15 protein-coding genes, 1 tRNA gene, 2 rRNA genes and 1 pseudogene are annotated in these 18041 nt (G+C 71.0%); 10 read left to right on the top strand and 9 right to left on the bottom strand.

Annotated elements, in window-relative coordinates; translation table 11 throughout:
* From BM236_RS13560 to BM236_RS13545, 4 genes are all read left to right on the top strand, one after another.
* Window positions 1–268 (top strand): 23S ribosomal RNA (locus BM236_RS13560); the annotation flags it as partial.
* 190 nt (window positions 269–458) lie between these two features.
* A 5S ribosomal RNA gene (rrf, locus tag BM236_RS13555) occupies window positions 459–575 on the top strand.
* A gap of 80 nt (window positions 576–655) precedes the next feature.
* Window positions 656–1843 (top strand): tetratricopeptide repeat protein, encoded by a 1188-nt coding sequence (locus BM236_RS13550; RefSeq protein ID WP_091124692.1) that lies wholly within the window; start codon window positions 656–658, stop codon window positions 1841–1843.
* A gap of 186 nt (window positions 1844–2029) precedes the next feature.
* On the top strand, window positions 2030–2560 hold the full coding sequence (locus tag BM236_RS13545; RefSeq protein WP_175507684.1) for a DUF3145 domain-containing protein: 531 nt from the start codon (window positions 2030–2032) through the stop codon (window positions 2558–2560).
* A gap of 1 nt (window position 2561) precedes the next feature.
* Here the strand turns inward: BM236_RS13545 and BM236_RS13540 are convergent, their stop codons facing one another.
* The 7 genes from BM236_RS13540 to BM236_RS13510 all read right to left on the bottom strand — a co-directional run bounded on the left by BM236_RS13540 (window position 2562) and on the right by BM236_RS13510 (window position 9767).
* Window positions 2562–3143: a hypothetical protein gene (locus tag BM236_RS13540; RefSeq protein ID WP_139230110.1), complete on the bottom strand. Its 582-nt coding sequence runs from the start codon at window positions 3141–3143 to the stop codon at window positions 2562–2564.
* A gap of 45 nt (window positions 3144–3188) precedes the next feature.
* Entirely contained in the window at window positions 3189–4616 is a 1428-nt protein-coding gene (locus BM236_RS13535; RefSeq protein ID WP_091124685.1) for an acyl-CoA carboxylase subunit beta, read from the bottom strand.
* Window positions 4617–4696: 80 nt separating this feature from the next.
* Window positions 4697–5947, bottom strand: a complete 1251-nt coding sequence (locus BM236_RS13530) for a beta-ketoacyl-[acyl-carrier-protein] synthase family protein (RefSeq protein WP_091124682.1) — start codon at window positions 5945–5947, stop codon at window positions 4697–4699.
* Between the two features lie 29 nt (window positions 5948–5976).
* The gene (locus BM236_RS13525; protein WP_091124679.1) at window positions 5977–6222 is read right to left on the bottom strand and encodes an acyl carrier protein; all 246 of its coding nucleotides are present in this window, start codon (window positions 6220–6222) and stop codon (window positions 5977–5979) included.
* A gap of 56 nt (window positions 6223–6278) precedes the next feature.
* Window positions 6279–7274: a beta-ketoacyl-ACP synthase III gene (locus BM236_RS13520; protein WP_091124677.1), complete on the bottom strand. Its 996-nt coding sequence runs from the start codon at window positions 7272–7274 to the stop codon at window positions 6279–6281.
* Window positions 7274–8464 carry an acyltransferase domain-containing protein gene (locus tag BM236_RS13515; RefSeq protein ID WP_091124675.1) on the bottom strand — a complete coding sequence of 397 codons (1191 nt, stop codon included), beginning with the start codon at window positions 8462–8464 and terminating at the stop codon, window positions 7274–7276. Before BM236_RS13515 ends, BM236_RS13520 begins: the two co-directional genes overlap by 1 nt.
* 79 nt (window positions 8465–8543) lie before the next feature.
* The gene (locus BM236_RS13510; RefSeq protein ID WP_091124673.1) at window positions 8544–9767 is read right to left on the bottom strand and encodes a PucR family transcriptional regulator; all 1224 of its coding nucleotides are present in this window, start codon (window positions 9765–9767) and stop codon (window positions 8544–8546) included.
* Between the two features lie 96 nt (window positions 9768–9863).
* Here BM236_RS13510 and BM236_RS13505 point away from each other — a divergent pair, with 96 nt between their 5' ends.
* Window positions 9864–10811, top strand: a complete 948-nt coding sequence (locus tag BM236_RS13505; protein ID WP_245750332.1) for an alpha/beta fold hydrolase — start codon at window positions 9864–9866, stop codon at window positions 10809–10811.
* Between the two features lie 192 nt (window positions 10812–11003).
* On the opposite strand, the gene aceE is transcribed toward BM236_RS13505, so the two are convergent.
* Entirely contained in the window at window positions 11004–13841 is a 2838-nt protein-coding gene (gene aceE / locus BM236_RS13500) for a pyruvate dehydrogenase (acetyl-transferring), homodimeric type (RefSeq protein ID WP_091124670.1), read from the bottom strand.
* 217 nt (window positions 13842–14058) lie between these two features.
* Between aceE and BM236_RS13495 the strand changes: the two genes are divergently transcribed.
* The 5 genes and pseudogenes from BM236_RS13495 to BM236_RS19615 all read left to right on the top strand — a co-directional run.
* Window positions 14059–14472: a DUF3052 domain-containing protein gene (locus BM236_RS13495; RefSeq protein ID WP_091124668.1), complete on the top strand. Its 414-nt coding sequence runs from the start codon at window positions 14059–14061 to the stop codon at window positions 14470–14472.
* Window positions 14469–16139, top strand: coding sequence for an AMP-binding protein (locus BM236_RS13490; RefSeq protein ID WP_245750331.1), 1671 nt, complete (start codon window positions 14469–14471; stop codon window positions 16137–16139). The genes BM236_RS13495 and BM236_RS13490 overlap by 4 nt, the downstream gene beginning before the upstream one ends.
* Before the next feature lie 4 nt (window positions 16140–16143).
* Window positions 16144–16611, top strand: coding sequence for a peroxiredoxin (locus tag BM236_RS13485; RefSeq protein ID WP_091124665.1), 468 nt, complete (start codon window positions 16144–16146; stop codon window positions 16609–16611).
* Window positions 16612–16809: 198 nt separating this feature from the next.
* Window positions 16810–16882 (top strand) — tRNA-Val (locus BM236_RS13480).
* A 191-nt stretch (window positions 16883–17073) separates the two neighbouring features.
* Window positions 17074–17517: pseudogene (locus BM236_RS19615) on the top strand (ATP-binding protein); the annotation flags it as partial.
* Window positions 17518–17583: 66 nt separating this feature from the next.
* On the opposite strand, the gene BM236_RS19410 reads toward BM236_RS19615, so the two are convergent.
* The gene (locus BM236_RS19410; protein ID WP_091124662.1) at window positions 17584–17994 is read right to left on the bottom strand and encodes an STAS domain-containing protein; all 411 of its coding nucleotides are present in this window, start codon (window positions 17992–17994) and stop codon (window positions 17584–17586) included.
* Window positions 17995–18041 lie beyond the last annotated feature (47 nt).

Genomic DNA, 18041 nt, shown 5'->3' with positions numbered 1-18041 from the left:
GGAAACTTGAGAAAGGCTGTCCCTAGTACGAGAGGACCGGGATGGACGAACCTCTGGTGTGCCAGTTGTACCGCCAGGTGCATGGCTGGTTGGCTACGTTCGGAAGTGATAACCGCTGAACGCATCTAAGCGGGAAGCACGTTTCAAGATGAGGTTTCCCACCCACTTGATGGGGTAAGGCCCCCTACAGACCATGGGGTTGATAGGCCGGAGGTGTACAGCAGCAATGCCCAGCCGACCGGTACTAATAGGCCGAGGGCTTGTCATACAAGCCCTCAACAAAACCAACAACAAGTAGGGTCCTGCGCCAACACAGTGCAGAAGACACACTGCTCGCGTCCACAACAACCACACCACGAACCCGTGGCGACACCAGTCGCACCCGGGTGCACGTGACATATGAATAGTGGCTTTCGACCCAGCAGCGCCGACGGCGCGCCGGAGGGTCGAACTAGAGTTACGGCGGCCATGGCGAAGGGGAAACACTCGGTCCCATCCCGAACCCGGAAGTTAAGCCCTTCAGCGCCGATGGTACTGCAGCCGCGAGGCTGTGGGAGAGTAGGACGCCGCCGGACATACCTTTGTCGTAGGGGCCACCTCAGGGTGGCCCCTACGATGCATTTCGGACCAATGCTCGCGAAGAGAGGAACTGACCGTGGCTGAGGAGCGACGCTCGAGCCGACCGACCAAGGGCGATGGCGCAGGACGGACCGGCGCCCCTGGACGCAGTGGCTCCGACCGCGGCGGGAAGCCGGCGGGTCAGGGACGTGCGGGTGGCCGTGGTGCCTCCGCCTCGTCCGGGAAGAGCGGTGCCGGCCGCCCCAGCGGCAAGGATGGTGCGCCGAGCCGGCGATCCGACCGGCCCGCGGGCGAGCGCAAGGGCTCGGACCGCGCTGGTTACGACCGCCAGGGCAGCGACCGTCCCGGCTCCGACCGCAAGAGCGGCGACCGTCCCGGCTCGGACCGCAAGAGCAGCGACCGCAAGGGCAGCGACCGCGCGGGCTACGACCGCAAGAGCAGCGACCGGCCCGGCTCCGACCGCAGGTCGGGCACGGGCCGGCCGGGCGCAGGTCGCGACGGCGCGAAGGGGCCGCAGCGCTCCGACCGGCCCCGGCGGGACCGTGCCGACCGCAGCGAGGCACCGGCCCGCACCGCCGACCAGAAGGCGTACGACGGCCCCGAGCTGCCCGAGTGGGTGACCGGCAAGGAGCTCGACCGCTCGATCGTCGCCCAGCTCAAGGGGCTGCCCGAGAAGCTGGCTGCCCGCGTCGCGCGGCACCTGGCTGCTGCCGGTTCGCTCATCGACTCCGACCCGGAGCTGGCCTACCAGCACGCGAAGGCCGCGAAGAGCCGTGCTCAGCGGCTGGCCGTCGTGCGCGAGGCGCTCGGCGAGGCGGCGTACGCGGCCGGCCACTACGCCGAGGCGCTCGCGGAGCTGCGTGCGGCGAAGCGGATGAACGGTGCGACGGCGTACCTGCCGATCATGGCCGACTGCCACCGTGCCCTCGGGCAGCCGGAGCAGGCGATCAAGCTGGCCCAGAGCCCGTCGGTGGCGAACTTCGTCGCCGAGGCGAAGGCCGAGATGACGATCGTCGAGGCGGGCGCCCGCCGGGACATGGGCCAGTTCGACGCTGCGCTCCGCGTCCTGGAGCAGGCCCCGCTGATGAGCAAGAGCAGGTCGTCATGGGTGGTCCGGTTGCGCTACGCGTACGCCGACACCCTCGAGGCGGCCGGTCGGCCGACGGACGCGCTGATGTGGTTCCACCGCACCTTCGCGATCGACTCCGACGAGCTGACCGACGCGGCCGAGCGCGCCGCCGCCCTGGAGGTCGGCCGCGACTGAGCGCAGGGAGCCCTGAGCGCCGGTTGGTATCACCGTTCGGTGTGTACCACTGGTGCTCAGGGCTCTCATGCGTCACAATGTTGCGTAGAACTACATACCTGTGATTGTGCGGCCATCGATTCGGCTCGTTCCACACGGAGTCCGCTGGGGAAGGCGAAGCTCCAAGCCGGAACGAAGGAGAACACGGTGACCGCTCACACCACAACGCCCAACGCCTCGCGGACCGCCACCCGAGGTGTGCTCTACGTGCACTCGGCGCCCTCCGCGCTGTGCCCGCACGTCGAATGGGCCGTCGGCGGCGTACTCGGCGTCGCCGTGAACCTCGACTGGACCCCGCAGCCCGCGCAGGTCGGCACCTACCGCGCCGAGCTGTCCTGGGCGGGCGCCGTCGGCTCCGCGGCAGCCGTCGCCTCAGCCCTGAAGGGCTGGAAGCACCTGCGCTTCGAGATCACCGAGGAGCCGACCTCCGGCTCCGAGGGCTCGCGCTACTCCTACACCCCGGAGCTGGGCGTCTACCACGCGGTCACGGGCCTCCACGGCGACATCATGATCCCCGAGGACCGGCTCAAGGCGGCCGTCGTCAAGGCGGCGCTGGGCGACACGACCCTCCTCGTCGAGATCGACAAGCTCCTCGGCAAGCAGTGGGACGACGAGCTCGAGACGTTCCGGCACGCCGGTGACGGCGCGCCGGTGCGCTGGCTGCACCAGGTCGTCTGACCTAGCGACGGCGGCACGCGCGGTGAGCGGCGCGCCGTGCCTTCCTGGTGTCCAGGCGCCCGGCCCTCTTGCGCGCCTTGGCGCACTTCGCGGACCGATGGTGTGCGGTGCCCGGCTTCGTGACGCGGAAGTGCGAGGTGGCGATCCAGCCGGAGTAGTCCTGGGTCTGGTCGACGATCGGCATCGTCGCGTAGTGGCGATAGGTGAGATGGCCGCGGATGGTGAAGACTCCCGGTGCGGCCGTGTTGCTGGCACACAGCTGGAACCGCTTCGTGCCGCTGGTCGCGTCCGCGCCGGACAGGATCACGTCGGAGGCCTGCGCGACGCCCGCGGCGTCGGTCACCAGGACCTCGAGGGACCACTCCGGCTCCGGTGGGGTGATCCGGTAGGAGTAGGAGTACCAGTGGCAGCCCGCCGGCAGGGTGTACGGCGGCGCCGAGGTGCTGCCCATGGCAGCGAACTGTGCGGGCGTCGGCTCCGCGGCCACCGCAGGCGTGGCGGTGACGACCAGGCCGAGCGAGACGGCGGCAGCCGTCAGCAGTCGACGGGCGGTGTGCGCCCTTGCCCTGTCCGTGATCGGCATCACACCGGGTCCAACGCAGGACCCGGCGCGGGGGTTACGGCCCGGTCAGAGCGGGATGTTGCCGTGCCGGCCGCGGTGGACGCCGCCGGCCTGGACGGCGTCGTGGATCGCCTGGGCGATCTTGGTGCGGGTCGTGTCGGGGGAGACCACCTCGTCGACGACGCCGATCTCGACGGCCCTGTCGACGCCGCCCGCGATGCGCTCGTGCTCCGTGGCCAGCTCCGCCTCGACCTTCGCCCGGATGTCGGGCGCGACCTCGGCGAGCTTGCGGCGGTGCAGGATCCGCACGGCGGCGACAGCGCCCATCACGGCCACCTCGGCGCCCGGCCACGCGAACACCTTGGTGGCGCCGAGCGAGCGAGCGTTCATGGCGATGTAGGCGCCGCCGTAGGTCTTGCGGGTGACCAGCGTGACCCGCGGGACGACGCACTCGCCGAAGGCGTGCAGCAGCTTGGCCCCACGGCGTACGACACCGTCCCACTCCTGACCCACGCCCGGCAGATAGCCGGGTACGTCGACCAGGACCACGAGCGGAACGCCGAAGGCGTCGCACATCCGCACGAAGCGGGACGCCTTCTCGGCCGACAGCGAGTCGAGGCAGCCGCCGAGGCGCAGCGGGTTGTTGGCCACGACGCCGACCGTGCGGCCGCCCAGCCGGCCCAGGGCGGTGACGATGTTGGGCGCCCAGCGGGCGTGCAGCTCCTGGACGGTGCCCTCGTCGAGCAGGTGGTCGACCAGCGGGTGCACGTCGTAGGCGCGCTTCCGCGACTCGGGGAGCAGCGCTTCGAGGTCGAGGTCCTCGACCCGGTCGAGGCTCAGCGATCCCTGGGCGCCGAGCAGGTGGGCGACCGTCCGCGCCCGGTCCAGCGCCTCGCGCTCGGAGTCGGCCAGGATGTGCACCACACCGGAGCGGCGGCCGTGCGGCTCGGGGCCGCCCAGACGGAGCATGTCCACGTCCTCCCCGGTCACCGAGCGGACGACGTCGGGGCCGGTGACGAAGATGCGGCCCTCCGGGCCGAGGATGACGACGTCGGTCAGCGCCGGGCCGTACGCCGCCCCGCCGGCGGCCGGGCCGAGCACCACCGAGATCTGCGGGATGGCGCCGGAGGCCTGGGTCATCACCTGGAAGATGCGGCCGACGGCGTGCAACGACAGGACGCCCTCGGCCAGCCTGGCGCCGCCGGAGTGCCACAGGCCGATGATCGGCACGCGGTCGGTCAGCGCGAGGTGGTAGGCGTCGACGACGACGCGGCAGCCCTCGTCGCCCATGGCGCCGCCCATGACGGTGGCGTCGGAGCAGAACGCGACGACGGGGGAGCCGTCGACCATGCCCTTCGCGGCCACCATGCCGCTGTCGTCCATCGGCGAGATCAGCTCGAGGCTGCCCTCGTCGAGAAGGGCGGCGAGTCGCGTCAGGGGATAGCGCGGGTCGTCGACCCGCGCGGGCTTCTCCTTGGTGGCCGTTGACGTCACAGTGTCGGATTCCTTCCGGGGTCCCCGCGATGTCGTGCGCGGAGGAGTGAAGCGGGGGAGTGCGGAGCCTCGCGGGTTGTTCAGACGGAGCCGAAGGCGACGGCGACGTTGGCGCCGCCGAAGCCGAAGGAGTTGTTCAGTGCCGCGATGGAGCCGAGCGGCAGGTCCCGGGGCTTGGTGGCGATGTCGAGCTCGACCGCCGGGTCCTGGTTGTCGAGGTTGATCGTGGGCGGGGAGACCCGGTGGTGCAGGGCCAGCACGGTGGCGATCCCCTCCAGGGCGCCGGCGCCGCCCAGCAGGTGACCGGTCATCGACTTGGTGCTGGTCACGACGACGTCGTTGGCGTGGGCGCCGAGCGTCGCGTGGAGCATCAGGCCCTCGGCGATGTCGCCTTGGGGCGTGGACGTCGCGTGGGCGTTGACGTGGACGATGTCGGCCGGGTCGATGTCGCCGTCGCGCAGAGCGCCGAGGATGGCCCGCGAGCCGCCCCTGCCGGACGGGTCCGGCTGGGCGATGTCGTGGGAGTCAGCGGTGATGCCGGCGCCGAGCACCTCGGCGTAGATGCGTGCGCCGCGGGCCTGGGCGTGCTCGAGACGCTCCAGCACCAGGACGCCCGCGCCCTCGCCGAGGACGAAGCCGTCGCGCGCGGTGTCCCAGGGACGGCTGACCGTCGTCGGGTCTCCGGGGTTCTTCGAGAGGGCCATCATGTTGGCGAAGGCAGCCATCGGCAGCGGGTGGATGGCGGCCTCGGTGCCGCCGGCCAGCACGATGTCGGCGCGGCCGAGCCGGATCTGGTCGGCGGCCAGCGCGATGCCCTCGTTGCCCGACGCGCAGGCGGAGATCGGCGTGTTCACCGCACCCCGCGCGCCGACGTACAGGCTGATGTTGGCGGCCGGCGCGTTCGGCATGAGCATCGGGACGGCGAGCGGGGAGACCCGGCGCGGCCCCTTCTCGAGCAGTGCGTCGTAGTTGTCGAGCAGGGTGGTCACGCCACCGATGCCGGAGGCGATCGCCACGCCGACACGCTCGCCGTCCAGCCCGCCGTCCGATGCCGGTCCGGAGAAGCCGGCGTCGCGCCAGGCCTCCATCGCGGCGATCATGGCGAACTGGGCGGAGCGGTCCAGACGGCGGGCCTTGACCCGCTCGAGGACCTCACTGGGCTCGACGGCGATCCGGCCCGCGATCCTCACGGGAAGGGCCTCGGCCCACTCCTCGGTGAGGGCGCGGACGCCGGAGCGACCGGCGACCAGGGCGTCCCAGGTGCTGGGGACATCTCCGCCGACCGGGTTGGTGGTGCCCATCCCGGTGACGACGACACGTGTGCGGCTCATGACGACCTTGCGTGTGAGAGAGGGATGGGTCAGGAGGAGGCGCGCTCGATGAACGAGACGGCGTCTCCGACGGTCTTGAGGTTCTTGACCTCGTCGTCGGGGATGGACACGCCGAACTTCTCCTCGGCGGCCACGACGACCTCGACCATCGACAGCGAGTCGACGTCGAGGTCGTCGACGAACGACTTGTCCAGCTGGACGTCCTCGACGTCGATGCCGGCGACCTCGTTGACGATCTCGGCGAGGTCGGCGCGGATCTCTTCGGTGCTGGGCATGGTGTTCCTTTCAGGTGGGTGAGCGCTGTGCTCGGTGATGCTTCTGGTGGGACGGGTCAGGGGACGATGACGACCTGGGCCGCGTAGGCCAGGCCGGCGCCGAAGGCGATGAAGAGGGCGGTGTCGCCGCTCTTGGCCTCACCGTCGCGCTTCATGCGCTCGAGCGCGAGCGGGATCGACGCCGCCGAGGTGTTGCCCATCTCGGCGATGTCACGGGCGATGCGGACCTGCTCGGGGAGCTTCATCGAGCGGGCGAGAGCGTCCACGATGCGCATGTTGGCCTGGTGGGGCACGAAGCAGTCGAGCTCGTCGACGGTGATGCCGGCGCGGTCGAGCGCCTCGAGGCCGATCTTGGCCATCGCGAAGGATGCCCAGCGGAAGACCGGGTTGCCCTGCATGGTGAGGTTCGGCATCTCGCCGCGCTCGAGCGCCTCCGGCCACGTCTCACGCTGCATGATCAGGTCGGCACGCTCGCCGTCCGAGCCCCAGACGACCGGGCCGATGCCGGGACGGTCGCTCGGACCGACGACCACCGCGCCGGCGCCGTCGGCGAAGATGAAAGCCGTCCCGCGGTCGGTGCGGTCGGTGATGTCGGAGAGCCGCTCGACGCCGATGACCAGGACGTGGCGGGCACTGCCGCCGCGGATGAAGTCGGACGCCATCGCGACGCCGTGGCAGAAGCCCGCGCACGCCGCCGAGATGTCGAAGGCCGCCGCCTGCTCGGTCCCGAGCTCGTGGGCGATCGCCGTCGCGATGGCGGGCGTCTGCATCAGGTGGCTGACCGTGGCGACGATGACGCAGTCGATCTGGTGCGCGTCGATGCCCGCATCCGCGAGCGCGTCACGGGCGGCGGCGACCGACATCACCTGGACGGTCTCCTCGGGCGTCGCCCAGCGGCGCTGCTTGATGCCCGAGCGGGTCTGGATCCACTCGTCGCTGGAGTCGATCGCGTCGACGATCTCGCTGTTGGGGACGATGCGGGAGGGGCGGTAGGCGCCGAGGCCGAGCAGCGCTGCGTGAGCGGCGCCCCCGGATGCGATCAGCCCGGACATCAGGCGACGCCCTCGGGGTGGAGGCGGACCAGCGGTTGCCCCGGAGAGACCAGGTCACCGTCCTCGACGAGCCACTCAACGACCTGCCCGCCGTGGGCGGCGGTCACCACGATCCGGTCGCGCAGGCTGACGATGTCACCGATGGTGCTGCCGGGGGAGAGTACGTCGACCCCGCTGGCCGTCTCGGCGAGGTGGAACGTGCCCTTGGAGGGCGCGACGACCATCCGCCAGGTCGGCGAGGTGTCGAGACCGCCGGAGAGCTCCTCGCCGTGCTTGTTGCAGAAGGCGCGGGCGTCGTCGAGCTGGTCGGGGCTCTTCAGCGCGAAGGTCTCGACGCCCTTGAGGGCGCGCTTCGCGATCCCGGTGAGGGTCCCGGCCGGCGGCATCTCGAGGATGCCGGTGACGCCGAGGTCGGACATCGTCTCCAGGCAGAGGTCCCAGCGCACCGGGTTGGCGATCTGGCCGACGATGCGGGCCAGGACCTCGGCTCCGGAGTGGACGACCTGGCCGTCCTTGTTGGAGATGACGCGGGTGCGCGGGTCGTGCACGGAGACCGAGCGGGCGAGGCCGGCGAGGTGGCCGACGGCCGGGCCCATGTGGGTGGTGTGGAAGGCGCCGGCGACGCTGAGCGGCGCCAGCCGCGCCTTCGCCGGCGGGTCCGCCTTGAGGGCCTCGAGCTGCTCGAGGGTGCCGGCCGCGACGATCTGGCCCGGGCCGTTGTCGTTGGCGGCGGTGAGACCGTGGCGCTCGATCGTCGCGAGGACCTCGTCGCGGTCGCCGCCCAGGATCGCGGTCATGCCGGTGGGGGTCGCCGCTGCCGCCGTCGCCATGGCCCGGCCGCGCTCGCGGACCAGGACCATCGCCTGCTCGGCGGTGATCGCTCGCGCGCCCGCCGCGGCGGTCAGCTCGCCCACGCTGTGGCCGGCCACCGCGCCGATCCGCGAGAAGGCGTCGGCGGGGTGGGGGAAGAGCTCGAGGGCGGCGACCAGGCCGGTCGCGACGAGGAGCGGCTGCGCGATCTGGGTGTCCCGGATCGTCTCGTCGTCGGCCTTGGTGCCGTAGTGGACCAGGTCGATCCCGGCGACCGTGGCGAGCCATTGGAATCGGGAGGCGAAGGCCGGGTCCTCGAGCCACGGGGTGAGGAAGCCGGCGGTCTGAGCCCCTTGTCCGGGGGCGACGATGACGAGCACGCCTCAACCTTGCCTGGACACCTGCCGTTCGCACGTGTCCGGCACGCACGAAAGATCCGGCAAGAACTTTGTAGGGTTCCTACAGTTCCTCGGTCGCTCCGGCCAGCCGACCGAGCATCAACGCGATCTGCAGCGTGAGGGCGTCGCGCGGTCGCGTGGCGGCGTACCCCGTGAGGTCGGCGACCTGGCGCAGGCGGTAGCGCACGGTGTTGGGGTGGACGTAGAGCTGGCGAGCGGCGGCCTCCAGCGACCCGCCCGCACCGAAGTAGGCCGAGAGCGTCTCGATCAGTGTCGCGCGGGCGCCGACGAGCGGGCCGAAGACGTCGCGGACGAGGAAGGCGCGGGCGTCCTCGTCGCCGGCCAGCGCCCGCTCGGGGAGGAGCTCGCTGCTGAGCACCGGCCGGGGTGCCTCCGGCCAGCCGCCGGCGGCACGGTGGGCGGCCAGCGCCGCGCGGGCCGAGACGTGCGCGCCGGCGAGGTCGTCGGCCACCGGCCCGACCACGACCGGGCCGGGGTCGAAGAGGTCGGCCACCGAGCCGGCCGCGGCCCGGGCGTCGGAGCTCCCGCCGAGGACGACCACCAGCAGCTCGCCCTGGATCGCGCAGAGCGCGTCGAGCCCGGACGCATGCGCGAGGCGGCGTACGTCGTCGAAGACGTCGGTCTCGGCCCGTCGCGCGGGAGCCGAGCCGAGGACCACGGTGAGGGACCCGCGACCGCCCCAGCCCAGCGCGCTGGCCCGGGAGAGGAGCGACTCGTCGGTCTCGGCGCGCAGGACGGCGTCGACGACCAGAGCCTCGAGCCGGGCGTCCCAGGCGCCGCGCTGCTCGGCGGCGCGGGCGTAGACCTCAGCGGTCGCGAAGGCGACCTCGCGCGCGTAGCGGGAGACCGCCCGGTGGACGTCCGGGGCGTCCTCGGGCTCGACGAGGTCGTCGACGTTCTCCTCGACGACCTCGATCGAGAGGCGGATCAGGTCGACGGTCTGGCGCAGCGTGATGATGCCGGCCAGGGCGCGGGGGGCGGCGCCGAACACCGACGCCGCGAGCCCGGCGCCCTCGACACGGGTCCCCGGCGCGCCGCCGTACCACTGGGTGAAGCCGCGGATGCCGGCCTGCACGATGAGGCCGACCCACGAGCGGTCCTCGGCGGTGAGCTGGCCGAACCACCGCATCGACGTGTCCATCCGGGCGGTGGCGGAGGTGGCCAGCCTTCCCGCTGCGCGCTGCAGCGCCTCGGCGCTGCGCAGGCGCCGGGCGCGGGCCGCCGGGTCCTCCTGGCCCTGCTTTGGTGGCGTCGTGGCGGTCACCCCCTCATCCTCCCATTCCGGCACCGCGTGACACCTCACGTGGTTGGATCGTTGGTCGATGGGGCCCTCGGGTACCCATGGTCGGAAAGGAGTCCGATGTCCGAGTCGCAGTTCGTCACCGTGCACGGTCACCGCCGCGCCTACGCGCTGGGTGGCCGGGACCTCGGCACCGCTCCCGTTCTCCTCCTGCTGCACGGGCTGGGCTGCGACCGGCACACGTGGGACCCGGTCTGGGCCCGGCTCGCAGAGCACTACACGCTGCTCGCGCCCGACCTGCTCGGGCACGGCGAGTCCGCCAAGCCCCGCGGTGACTACAGCCCCGGCGGCTACGCCAACGGCATGCGCGACCTGCTGACGATCCTCGGCATCGACAAGGTGACCGTGATGGGGCACAGCTTCGGCGGGGCCGTGGCGATGCAGTTCGCCTACCAGTTCCCCGAGCGCACCGAGCGGCTCGTCCTCGTCGACCCGGGCGGGCTCGGCCCCGAGGTCACGCCGCTGATCCGCGCCCTCGGGCTGCCCGGCTACGACCTGGCGCTGCGGCTCATCACCCTGCCCGGCGTACGCCAGGTCAACACGGCCGTGCTCCGCACGCTCGGCCGCTCCGGGCTGCCCGGCCTGCGTGACCTCGATGAGGTCGCCGCGATCGTCGACTCGTTCAAGGACCCCGGCAAGCGGTACGCCGTCCACAAGCTCGTCTCCGGCGTCATGGACTGGCGGGGCCAGAACATCACGATGCGCGACCGGGCCTACCTCACCGAGGCGATGCCGCTCTGCATCGTGTGGGGCGCGCACGACCGGGTCCTGCCCGTGGCCCACGCCGAGGCGGTCGCCGAGGTGGCTCCGACCGCCCAGGTCACCGTGATCACCGACGCCGGGCACTTCCCACACAAGGACCAGCCCGAGGCCTTCGCCGACCTGATCGACGGGTTCATGGCCTCGACCGCCCCCGCGAGCTACTCACGCGCGAAGTGGGGGCGCCTGCTCAAGAACGGCGGCCCGGCCCACCTCAGCTCCGTCGAGCCGGCCTCCGAGCTGGCCTGACGGGTCTCGCTGGTCGAGGTCGTCTCGAGACCGGCCCGAAATGCCGAGTCGGCACATCTCCGGGTCGTCCCCTGAGATGCGCCGACTCATGCTGGTCGGTCTCGACTCGCGGTCACGGCCTCGCAAGCTCGGCCGTGCGCTCGCTCGACCCGCCCGACCGACGCGCCGCGCTCCTTCGTCGCGCGCCGCTGGTCAGGCGTCCCCGCCCTCCTGCTTGACGCCCTTGGTGGCGGTGGGGTCGTCGATCCGGTAGGCGTCGAACGCCTTCTGGACGAGCGCGCGGTCGATCTGGCCGGCGTCGGCGAGCGCCTGGAGCGCCTGGACGACGACCGACTGCGCGTCGATCTGGAAGAACCGGCGGGCGGCCGGGCGGGTGTCGGCGAAGCCGAACCCGTCCGCACCGAGGACCCGGTAGTCGCCGGGGACCCAGCGCGCGATCTGCAGCGGCACCGCACGCATGTAGTCCGACACCGCGATGACCGGGGTGCTCGAACCGGACAGCTTGTCGGTGACGTAGGGCGTGCGGGCCGGCTCGCTGGGGTGGTTGAGGTTCCACTGCTCGGCGGCGACGCCGTCGCGGGCCAGCTCGTTCCACGAGGTGACCGACCACAGGTCGGCCTGGACGCCCCACTCCTCACGGAGCAGCCGGGCGGCCTCGTCGACCCACGGGAAGCCGACGCCGGAGGCGAGCAGCCGCACGCGCGGGCCCTCGCCGTCGCCGGAGGAGACCCAGTGGATGCCCTTGAGGATCCCCTCGACGTCGACGTCGTCGGGCTCGGCAGGCTGCGCGACCGGCTCGTTGTAGACGGTGATGTAGTGGATGACGTTCTCGCCGGTGCCGTCGGGGCCGCCGGTGCCGTACATCCGCTCCAGGCCCCGCTGCATGATGTGCGCGACCTCGTAGGCGAACGCCGGGTCGTAGTGGACGACCGCGGGGTTGGACGCCGCGAGCAGCGGCGAGTGGCCGTCGGCGTGCTGCAGGCCCTCGCCGGTCAGCGTGGTGCGGCCGGCGGTGGCGCCGATGAGGAAGCCGCGGGCGAGCTGGTCGGCCATGGCCCAGATCGAGTCGCCCGTCCGCTGGAACCCGAACATCGAGTAGAAGATGTAGAACGGGATCATCGCCTCGCCGTGGGTCGAGTACGCCGACCCGGCAGCGGTCGCCGAGGCCATCGCGCCGGCCTCGGAGATGCCCTCGTGGAGCATCTGCCCGGCGCTGGACTCCTTGTAGGAGAGCAACAACTTCCGGTCGACGGACTCGTACTGCTGGCCGGCCGGGTTGTACACCTTGGCGGACGGGAACATCGAGTCCATGCCGAACGTGCGGTACTCGTCGGGCGCGATCGGGACGATCCGCTGACCGATGTTGGGATCCTTCATCCAGTCGCGCAGCTGCCGGACGACGGCCATCGTCGTGGCGATCTTGTTGTTGCCCGAGCCCTTCTTCAGGTCGGCGTAGATCGCGTCACCGGGCAGGGTGAGCGGCTTGGCGCGGACCACGCGCTTGGGCAGCGAGCCGCCCAGCTGACGGCGACGCTCGAGCATGTACTCGATCTCCGGCGCCTCCTCACCGGGGTGGAACAGCGGGGCGGCGCCGGTGCGCTCGTAGGTCTCCTCGAGCTCGCGGTCGGAGATCGGGAGGTAGAGCCGGTCGCGGAACTTCTTGAGGTCCGCCATGGTCAGCTTCTTCATCTGGTGCGTGGCGTTCCTGCCCTCGAGGGCGTCGATCGTCCAGCCCTTGATGGTCTTGGCCAGGATCACCGTCGGCTGACCGGAGTGCTTGGTCGCCGAGTCGAAGGCGGCGAACACCTTGCGGTAGTCGTGGCCGCCGCGCGGCAGCTTCCGGATCTGCTCGTCGGTCATGTGCTCGACCATCCGCTGCAGTCGCGGGTCGCCGCCGAAGAAGCCGTTGCGGATGTAGTCGCCGGTCTCGACGGAGTAGGTCTGGAACGCGCCGTCCGGCGTGGTGTTCATCCGGTTGACGAGGACGCCGTCGACGTCGCGGGCGAGCAGGTCGTCCCACTCGCGGCCCCAGACGACCTTGATGACGTTCCAGCCGGCGCCCCGGAAGTTGGCCTCGAGCTCCTGCATGATCTTGCCGTTGCCCGTGACCGGGCCGTCGAGCTGCTGCAGGTTGCAGTTGATCACCCAGGTGAGGTTGTCGAGCTCCTCACGGGCGGCGATGCGGATCGCGCCGAGCGACTCCGGCTCGGCCATCTCCCCGTCGCCGAGGAAGGCCCACACGCGCTGCTGGCTGGTGTCCTTGATCCCGCGGTTCTGCAGGTAGCGGTTGAACCGCGCCTGGTAGATCGAGTTGATGCCCGTGAGTCCCATCGAGACGGTGGGGAACTCCCAGAAGTCGGGCATGAGCCGCGGGTGGGGGTACGACGACAGGCCGGCGTGCGGCCCGTGCTGGACCTCCTGCCGGAACCGGAACATCTGCTCCTCGGTCAGCCGGCCCTCGAGGAACGCGCGGCTGTAGATGCCGGGGGAGGCGTGACCCTGGATGTAGATCTGGTCGCCGCCACCCGGGTGGTCCTTGCCGCGGAAGAAGTGGTTGAAGCCGACCTCGTAGAGGCTGGCGCTCGACTGGTAGGTCGCGATGTGACCGCCGACCTCGAGGCCCTTGCGGTTGGCTCCGGAGACCATGACGGCCGCGTTCCAGCGGATGAACGCGCGGATGCGGCGCTCGACGTCCTCGTCGCCCGGGAACCACGGCTCGCGCTCCGGGGGGATGGTGTTGATGTAGTCGGTGCTCCGCAGGGCGGGCACCCCGACCTGCATCTCGCGGGCGCGCTCGAGCAATCGCAGCATGACGTAGCGAGCGCGGTCGCGGCCGCGCTCGCCGACCATCGCGTCGAAGGACGCGATCCAGTCCTGGGTCTCCTCGGGATCGATGTCCGGGAGCTGGGTCGGCAGGCCCTCGTGGATGACGGTGGGCTGACTCGGGGCGGGCGTCGACGTCGTGGTGGACGGCGTGCCGTTCGTGGCGCCGGAGGTGGAGCCAGAGGTTGAAGTGGAGGCTTCGGTCACCCTCGCATCGTGTCACGCCGTAGGAGAGCAACAAACTTACCCGCGAGTAGGCGGTCGATCGACGTTGTAACGTTCCAAAACAGGGTTCTCGGGAGCACCTCGACCGACACTCCCAGGCGCGCGGCTTGCGTCGGCCACCGAAACCCGCTGGACTGTCCACCACTCCGGCGCAGCCGTGAGTGTCAATGCACCTCGACAGATCAGGAGTGGCACGAACGTGGGCGCGACCGCGGCCGCCGGGCCGGCGGACAGGCTGGGCTTCAAGCCCGGCATGGTGATCCAGGAACTTGGCTGGGACAACGACACCGACGACGAGCTGCGGGTGTCCGTAGAGGACGTGATTGACGCGGACATGGTCGACGGTGACTACGGCAACGACGTCGACGCCGTGCTGCTCTGGTGGCGTGACGACGACGGCGACCTCGTCGACGGGCTCGTCGACGCGTTGACCGACCTCGTCGGCGGAGGCGCCATCTGGCTGATGACCCCCAAGGTCGGACGGGCCGGATCCGTCGACCCTGCCGACATCGCCGAGGCGGCTCCGCTGGCCGGGCTGTCGCAGACGACGACCGCGGCGGTGAGCAAGGACTGGGCCGCGACCCGGCTGGTCGCCCCCAAGACCGTCGGGTGACCCGGATCCTCCCGGGGGTCGACGCGCTCCTCGAGCGCGTCCTCGCCCGGGCGTCGGCCGCCACCGCCCTCCGGGTGATCGCCACCTCGGGTCTGGTCAGGCCGTACTCGCCGTCGACGCTGGTTCGCCTCGCCAAGGTGCTGCACGGCTGGGGGACCGGTCCGGCCGGCGGCTTCGCGACGCTGGCGGTGCGCCAGCCGGAGGCGGTCGGGCTCGTCGACGAGCTCGGCACGCTGACGTGGCGCGAGCTGCACGGTCGCTCCAACGCCCTGGCCCGGGCGCTGGCCGAGCTCGGTGTGCACGAGGGCGACGGCGTGGCGGTCCTGTGCCGCAACCACCGGGGCTTCGTGGACACCACCCTCGCGGTCAACAAGCTCGGTGCCGACGTCCTCTACCTCAACACCGCCTTCGCCGGTCCGCAGCTGGCCGACGTCATCGCGCGGGAGCGGCCGAAGGTGGTCGTCCACGACCAGGAGTTCGCCGGCCTGCTGGCCGGCGGGCTCACGGACGATGGGCCGCTCCGGGTCGTCGCCTGGACCGACTCGGAGGTCGAGGGGGACACGGTCGAGTCGCTGATCGGCCGGCACAGCGGCAGCGACCTGCGGCCGCCCTCGCGGAGCGGCCGGCTGATCATCCTGACCTCGGGCACGACCGGCACGCCGAAGGGTGCGCCCCGCAGCGAGGCGGGTGTCGACGCGGCCGTCTCGCTGCTGTCGCGGATGCCGGTCAAGGCCGGCCACCGCACGCACATCGCCGCTCCGCTGTTCCACACCTGGGGCCTGGCCCACCTGCTGCTCGCCATGCTGCTGGGCACGCCGCTGGTCCTCCGTCGCCGGTTCGACCCCGAGGACGCGTTGCGGACCATCGCCACCGAGCGGGCCGAGACGTTCGTGGTCATCCCCGTCATGCTGCAGCGCATCCTGGCCCTTCCCGAGGAGACCCGGTCGGCGTACGACGTCAGCGGGCTGCGCGTGGTGGCGTCCTCCGGCTCCGCCCTGCCCGGCGACCTCGCGCTGGCCTGGATGGACGCCTTCGGCGACAACCTCCACAACGTCTACGGCTCCACCGAGGTCGCCTACGCGTCGATCGCGGATCCCGCCGATCTCCGGGCGGCGCCGACGTCGGCCGGGCGGCCGCCGTGGGGCACGGTCGTGAAGGTGCTCGACGGCAGCGGGAACGAGGTGCTGCCGGGTGAGTCCGGCCGGATCTTCGTCGGCAACACCCTGCTCTTCGAGGGCTACAGCGGCGGCGGCCACAAGGAGGTCGTCAACGGGCTCATGTCGACCGGCGACGTCGGCCGCTTCGGGCCGGACGGGCGGCTCTACGTCGAGGGCCGCGACGACGAGATGATCGTCTCCGGCGGCGAGAACGTCTTCCCCCGGGAGGTCGAGGACTGCCTCGTGCGCCACCCCGGCGTGGTCGACGCGTCGGCGATCGGGGTCGAGGACCCGGACTTCGGGCACCGGCTGCGAGCGTTCGTGGTGCTCGCCCCGGAGGCGGGCGGCGGGGCCGAAGGGGTGACCGATGACGTGCTCAAGGAGTGGGTGCGCGAGAATCTCGCCCGTTACAAGGTGCCTCGCGAGATCGTCGTGGTGCCCGAGCTGCCCCGCAACGCCACCGGCAAGGTGCTGAAGCGGGAGCTGAGGACGTGGACAGAGAAGGAGTGACAGGGTGACGGGCCTGGCCATCGGTGGACCAGCTCCTGACTTCACCCTGCGCGACCAGTTCGGTCAGGACGTCACGCTGTCGTCGTACGTCGGCAGCAAGGCGGTCCTGCTGCTCTTCTACCCCGCCGCCTTCTCGGGGGTGTGCACCGGAGAGATGGCCGGCGTGCGCAGCCGGCTCGACGAGTTCCTGACGTTCGACACCGAGGTGCTCGCGATCTCGACCGACCCGGTCTACTCGCTGCGGGCCTTCGCCGACAGCGACGGGCTCAACTTCCCGCTGCTCTCCGACTTCTGGCCGCACGGTGTCGTCGCGCAGGCCTACGACGTCTTCGACCCCACCCGCGGCTCGGCGCGCCGCTCGTCCTACGTCATCGATCGGGAGGGCCTGGTGCGCTGGTCGCTGCACAACGCCAACCCCGAGGGCCGCGACCTCGACGAGCACCTGCGCCAGCTGCGAGCAGCGGCCGGCTGACGCTCCGGTCTAGACCGTTGGGCCCCGCTGCTGAGATTTTTCCTGCGTTCCACTGCGCGGAGCCCGAGTCCGGCCTAGAGTTCTCCTTGTCGAACCGCTGGAGACCCGAGACTCCAGCGGTTCGACTTTTTCGTGCTCCGGGGACGGAAGCGCGTTTCGCCCCGCTCTCGCGTCTCGCGTAGTCTGTGCGCGCTTCGCGGGCGTATAGCTCAGTTGGTAGAGCACCTCCCTTACAAGGAGGTGGTCGGGGGTTCGAGTCCCTCTGCGCCCACCGTGTGAATGGACGTTCGACCTGCGCGGACGTCGATCAGGACCCTCCGCGCCGAGTCCGGTCGTCTACGACGTTCCCCGGTGTTTCCTGACCCTCATCTTCCCTGTCGCGGACCTCACGAACCCACGGCCCGAGGAAACCTCCGATAGTGTCCCGTATTCGGCTGGCACAGGTCCCCGCTCGTCGTCGGCATGCGGTTGCGACGAGACAGTGATTCTCCGACCTGGCGAACGGGCACTAGTGGAGCGCCAGGGCGGGCTTTCGCATGGCGCTGTGGCACCCGGCTGGATACCGGGGAGCGGACGGTGAGCAGGGCGACGGAAGGCAGGCACATGGAGGCTGGGCGGGCTGACTGGATCCTGCCCAGTGCCGTCCCGTCAGTGCCGGAGGCCCGAAGATTGGTTGCTGCTGCGCTAGACGGCATGCCGGCCGAAGCTCTCCACGTCGCACTGGTGCTGACCAGCGAGCTGGTGACCAACGCCGTCCGCTACGGAAACGGGCGGGTCGGCTTGCAGGTCGTCTGGGACAGTCGCAGTGTCCGCATCGACGTCGCGGACCAATCGCCCGAGCGACCGGTTGTCCGCGTCGTCGACGACGACGCGACCCAGGGGCGCGGCATGTTGCTCGTCGATGCGCTGTCGAGCAGCTGGGGGGGTGCGAGCAGCCGAGCCAGGCAAGATCGTGTGGTTCACGCTCGCGTTCTAGTCAGCGGCTGGTTCGAGGCGGCGATGGGAGACATCGGGTTCCTCCGACCGCTCGAGCAGGAACTCGACGCCGCCGGCGACCAAGATGCGTCGGCTGAGGTCGTTGCGGCACCGGACCTCGAGAGTCGCGCCTATCGCTAAGGCTTCCTGGTGCGCCTCGACGAGCAGATCCAGCGTCCGGGCATCGAAGAAGGTCAGACGATCGAGGTCGACGATGACCCGCCGCCGTTCCGCGGCCACGGCCCGGGCCAGTGTTTGACGCAGCTCGGGCGCCGTGGCCAGGTCAGCCTCGCCGATGAGCGACACGACGACCGTGGAGTCCGCGGGGTAGGAAAGCTCGACTTGCAGGATTGCAGGTTCTGCTGGTGTGTGGCCCTTGAAGGCCGACAGGTTCGACTGGGGAATCATCCCGGACCATCCGGTTCTCGGGAACGAGTGGCTTGCTTCGCTGTTCC

Source organism: Nocardioides terrae, from assembly GCF_900112345.1.
Lineage (GTDB): Bacteria > Actinomycetota > Actinomycetes > Propionibacteriales > Nocardioidaceae > Nocardioides > Nocardioides terrae.
The sequence above is the reverse complement of the archived record's forward strand: the minus strand, read 5'-3'. Positions and strand labels throughout refer to the sequence as shown.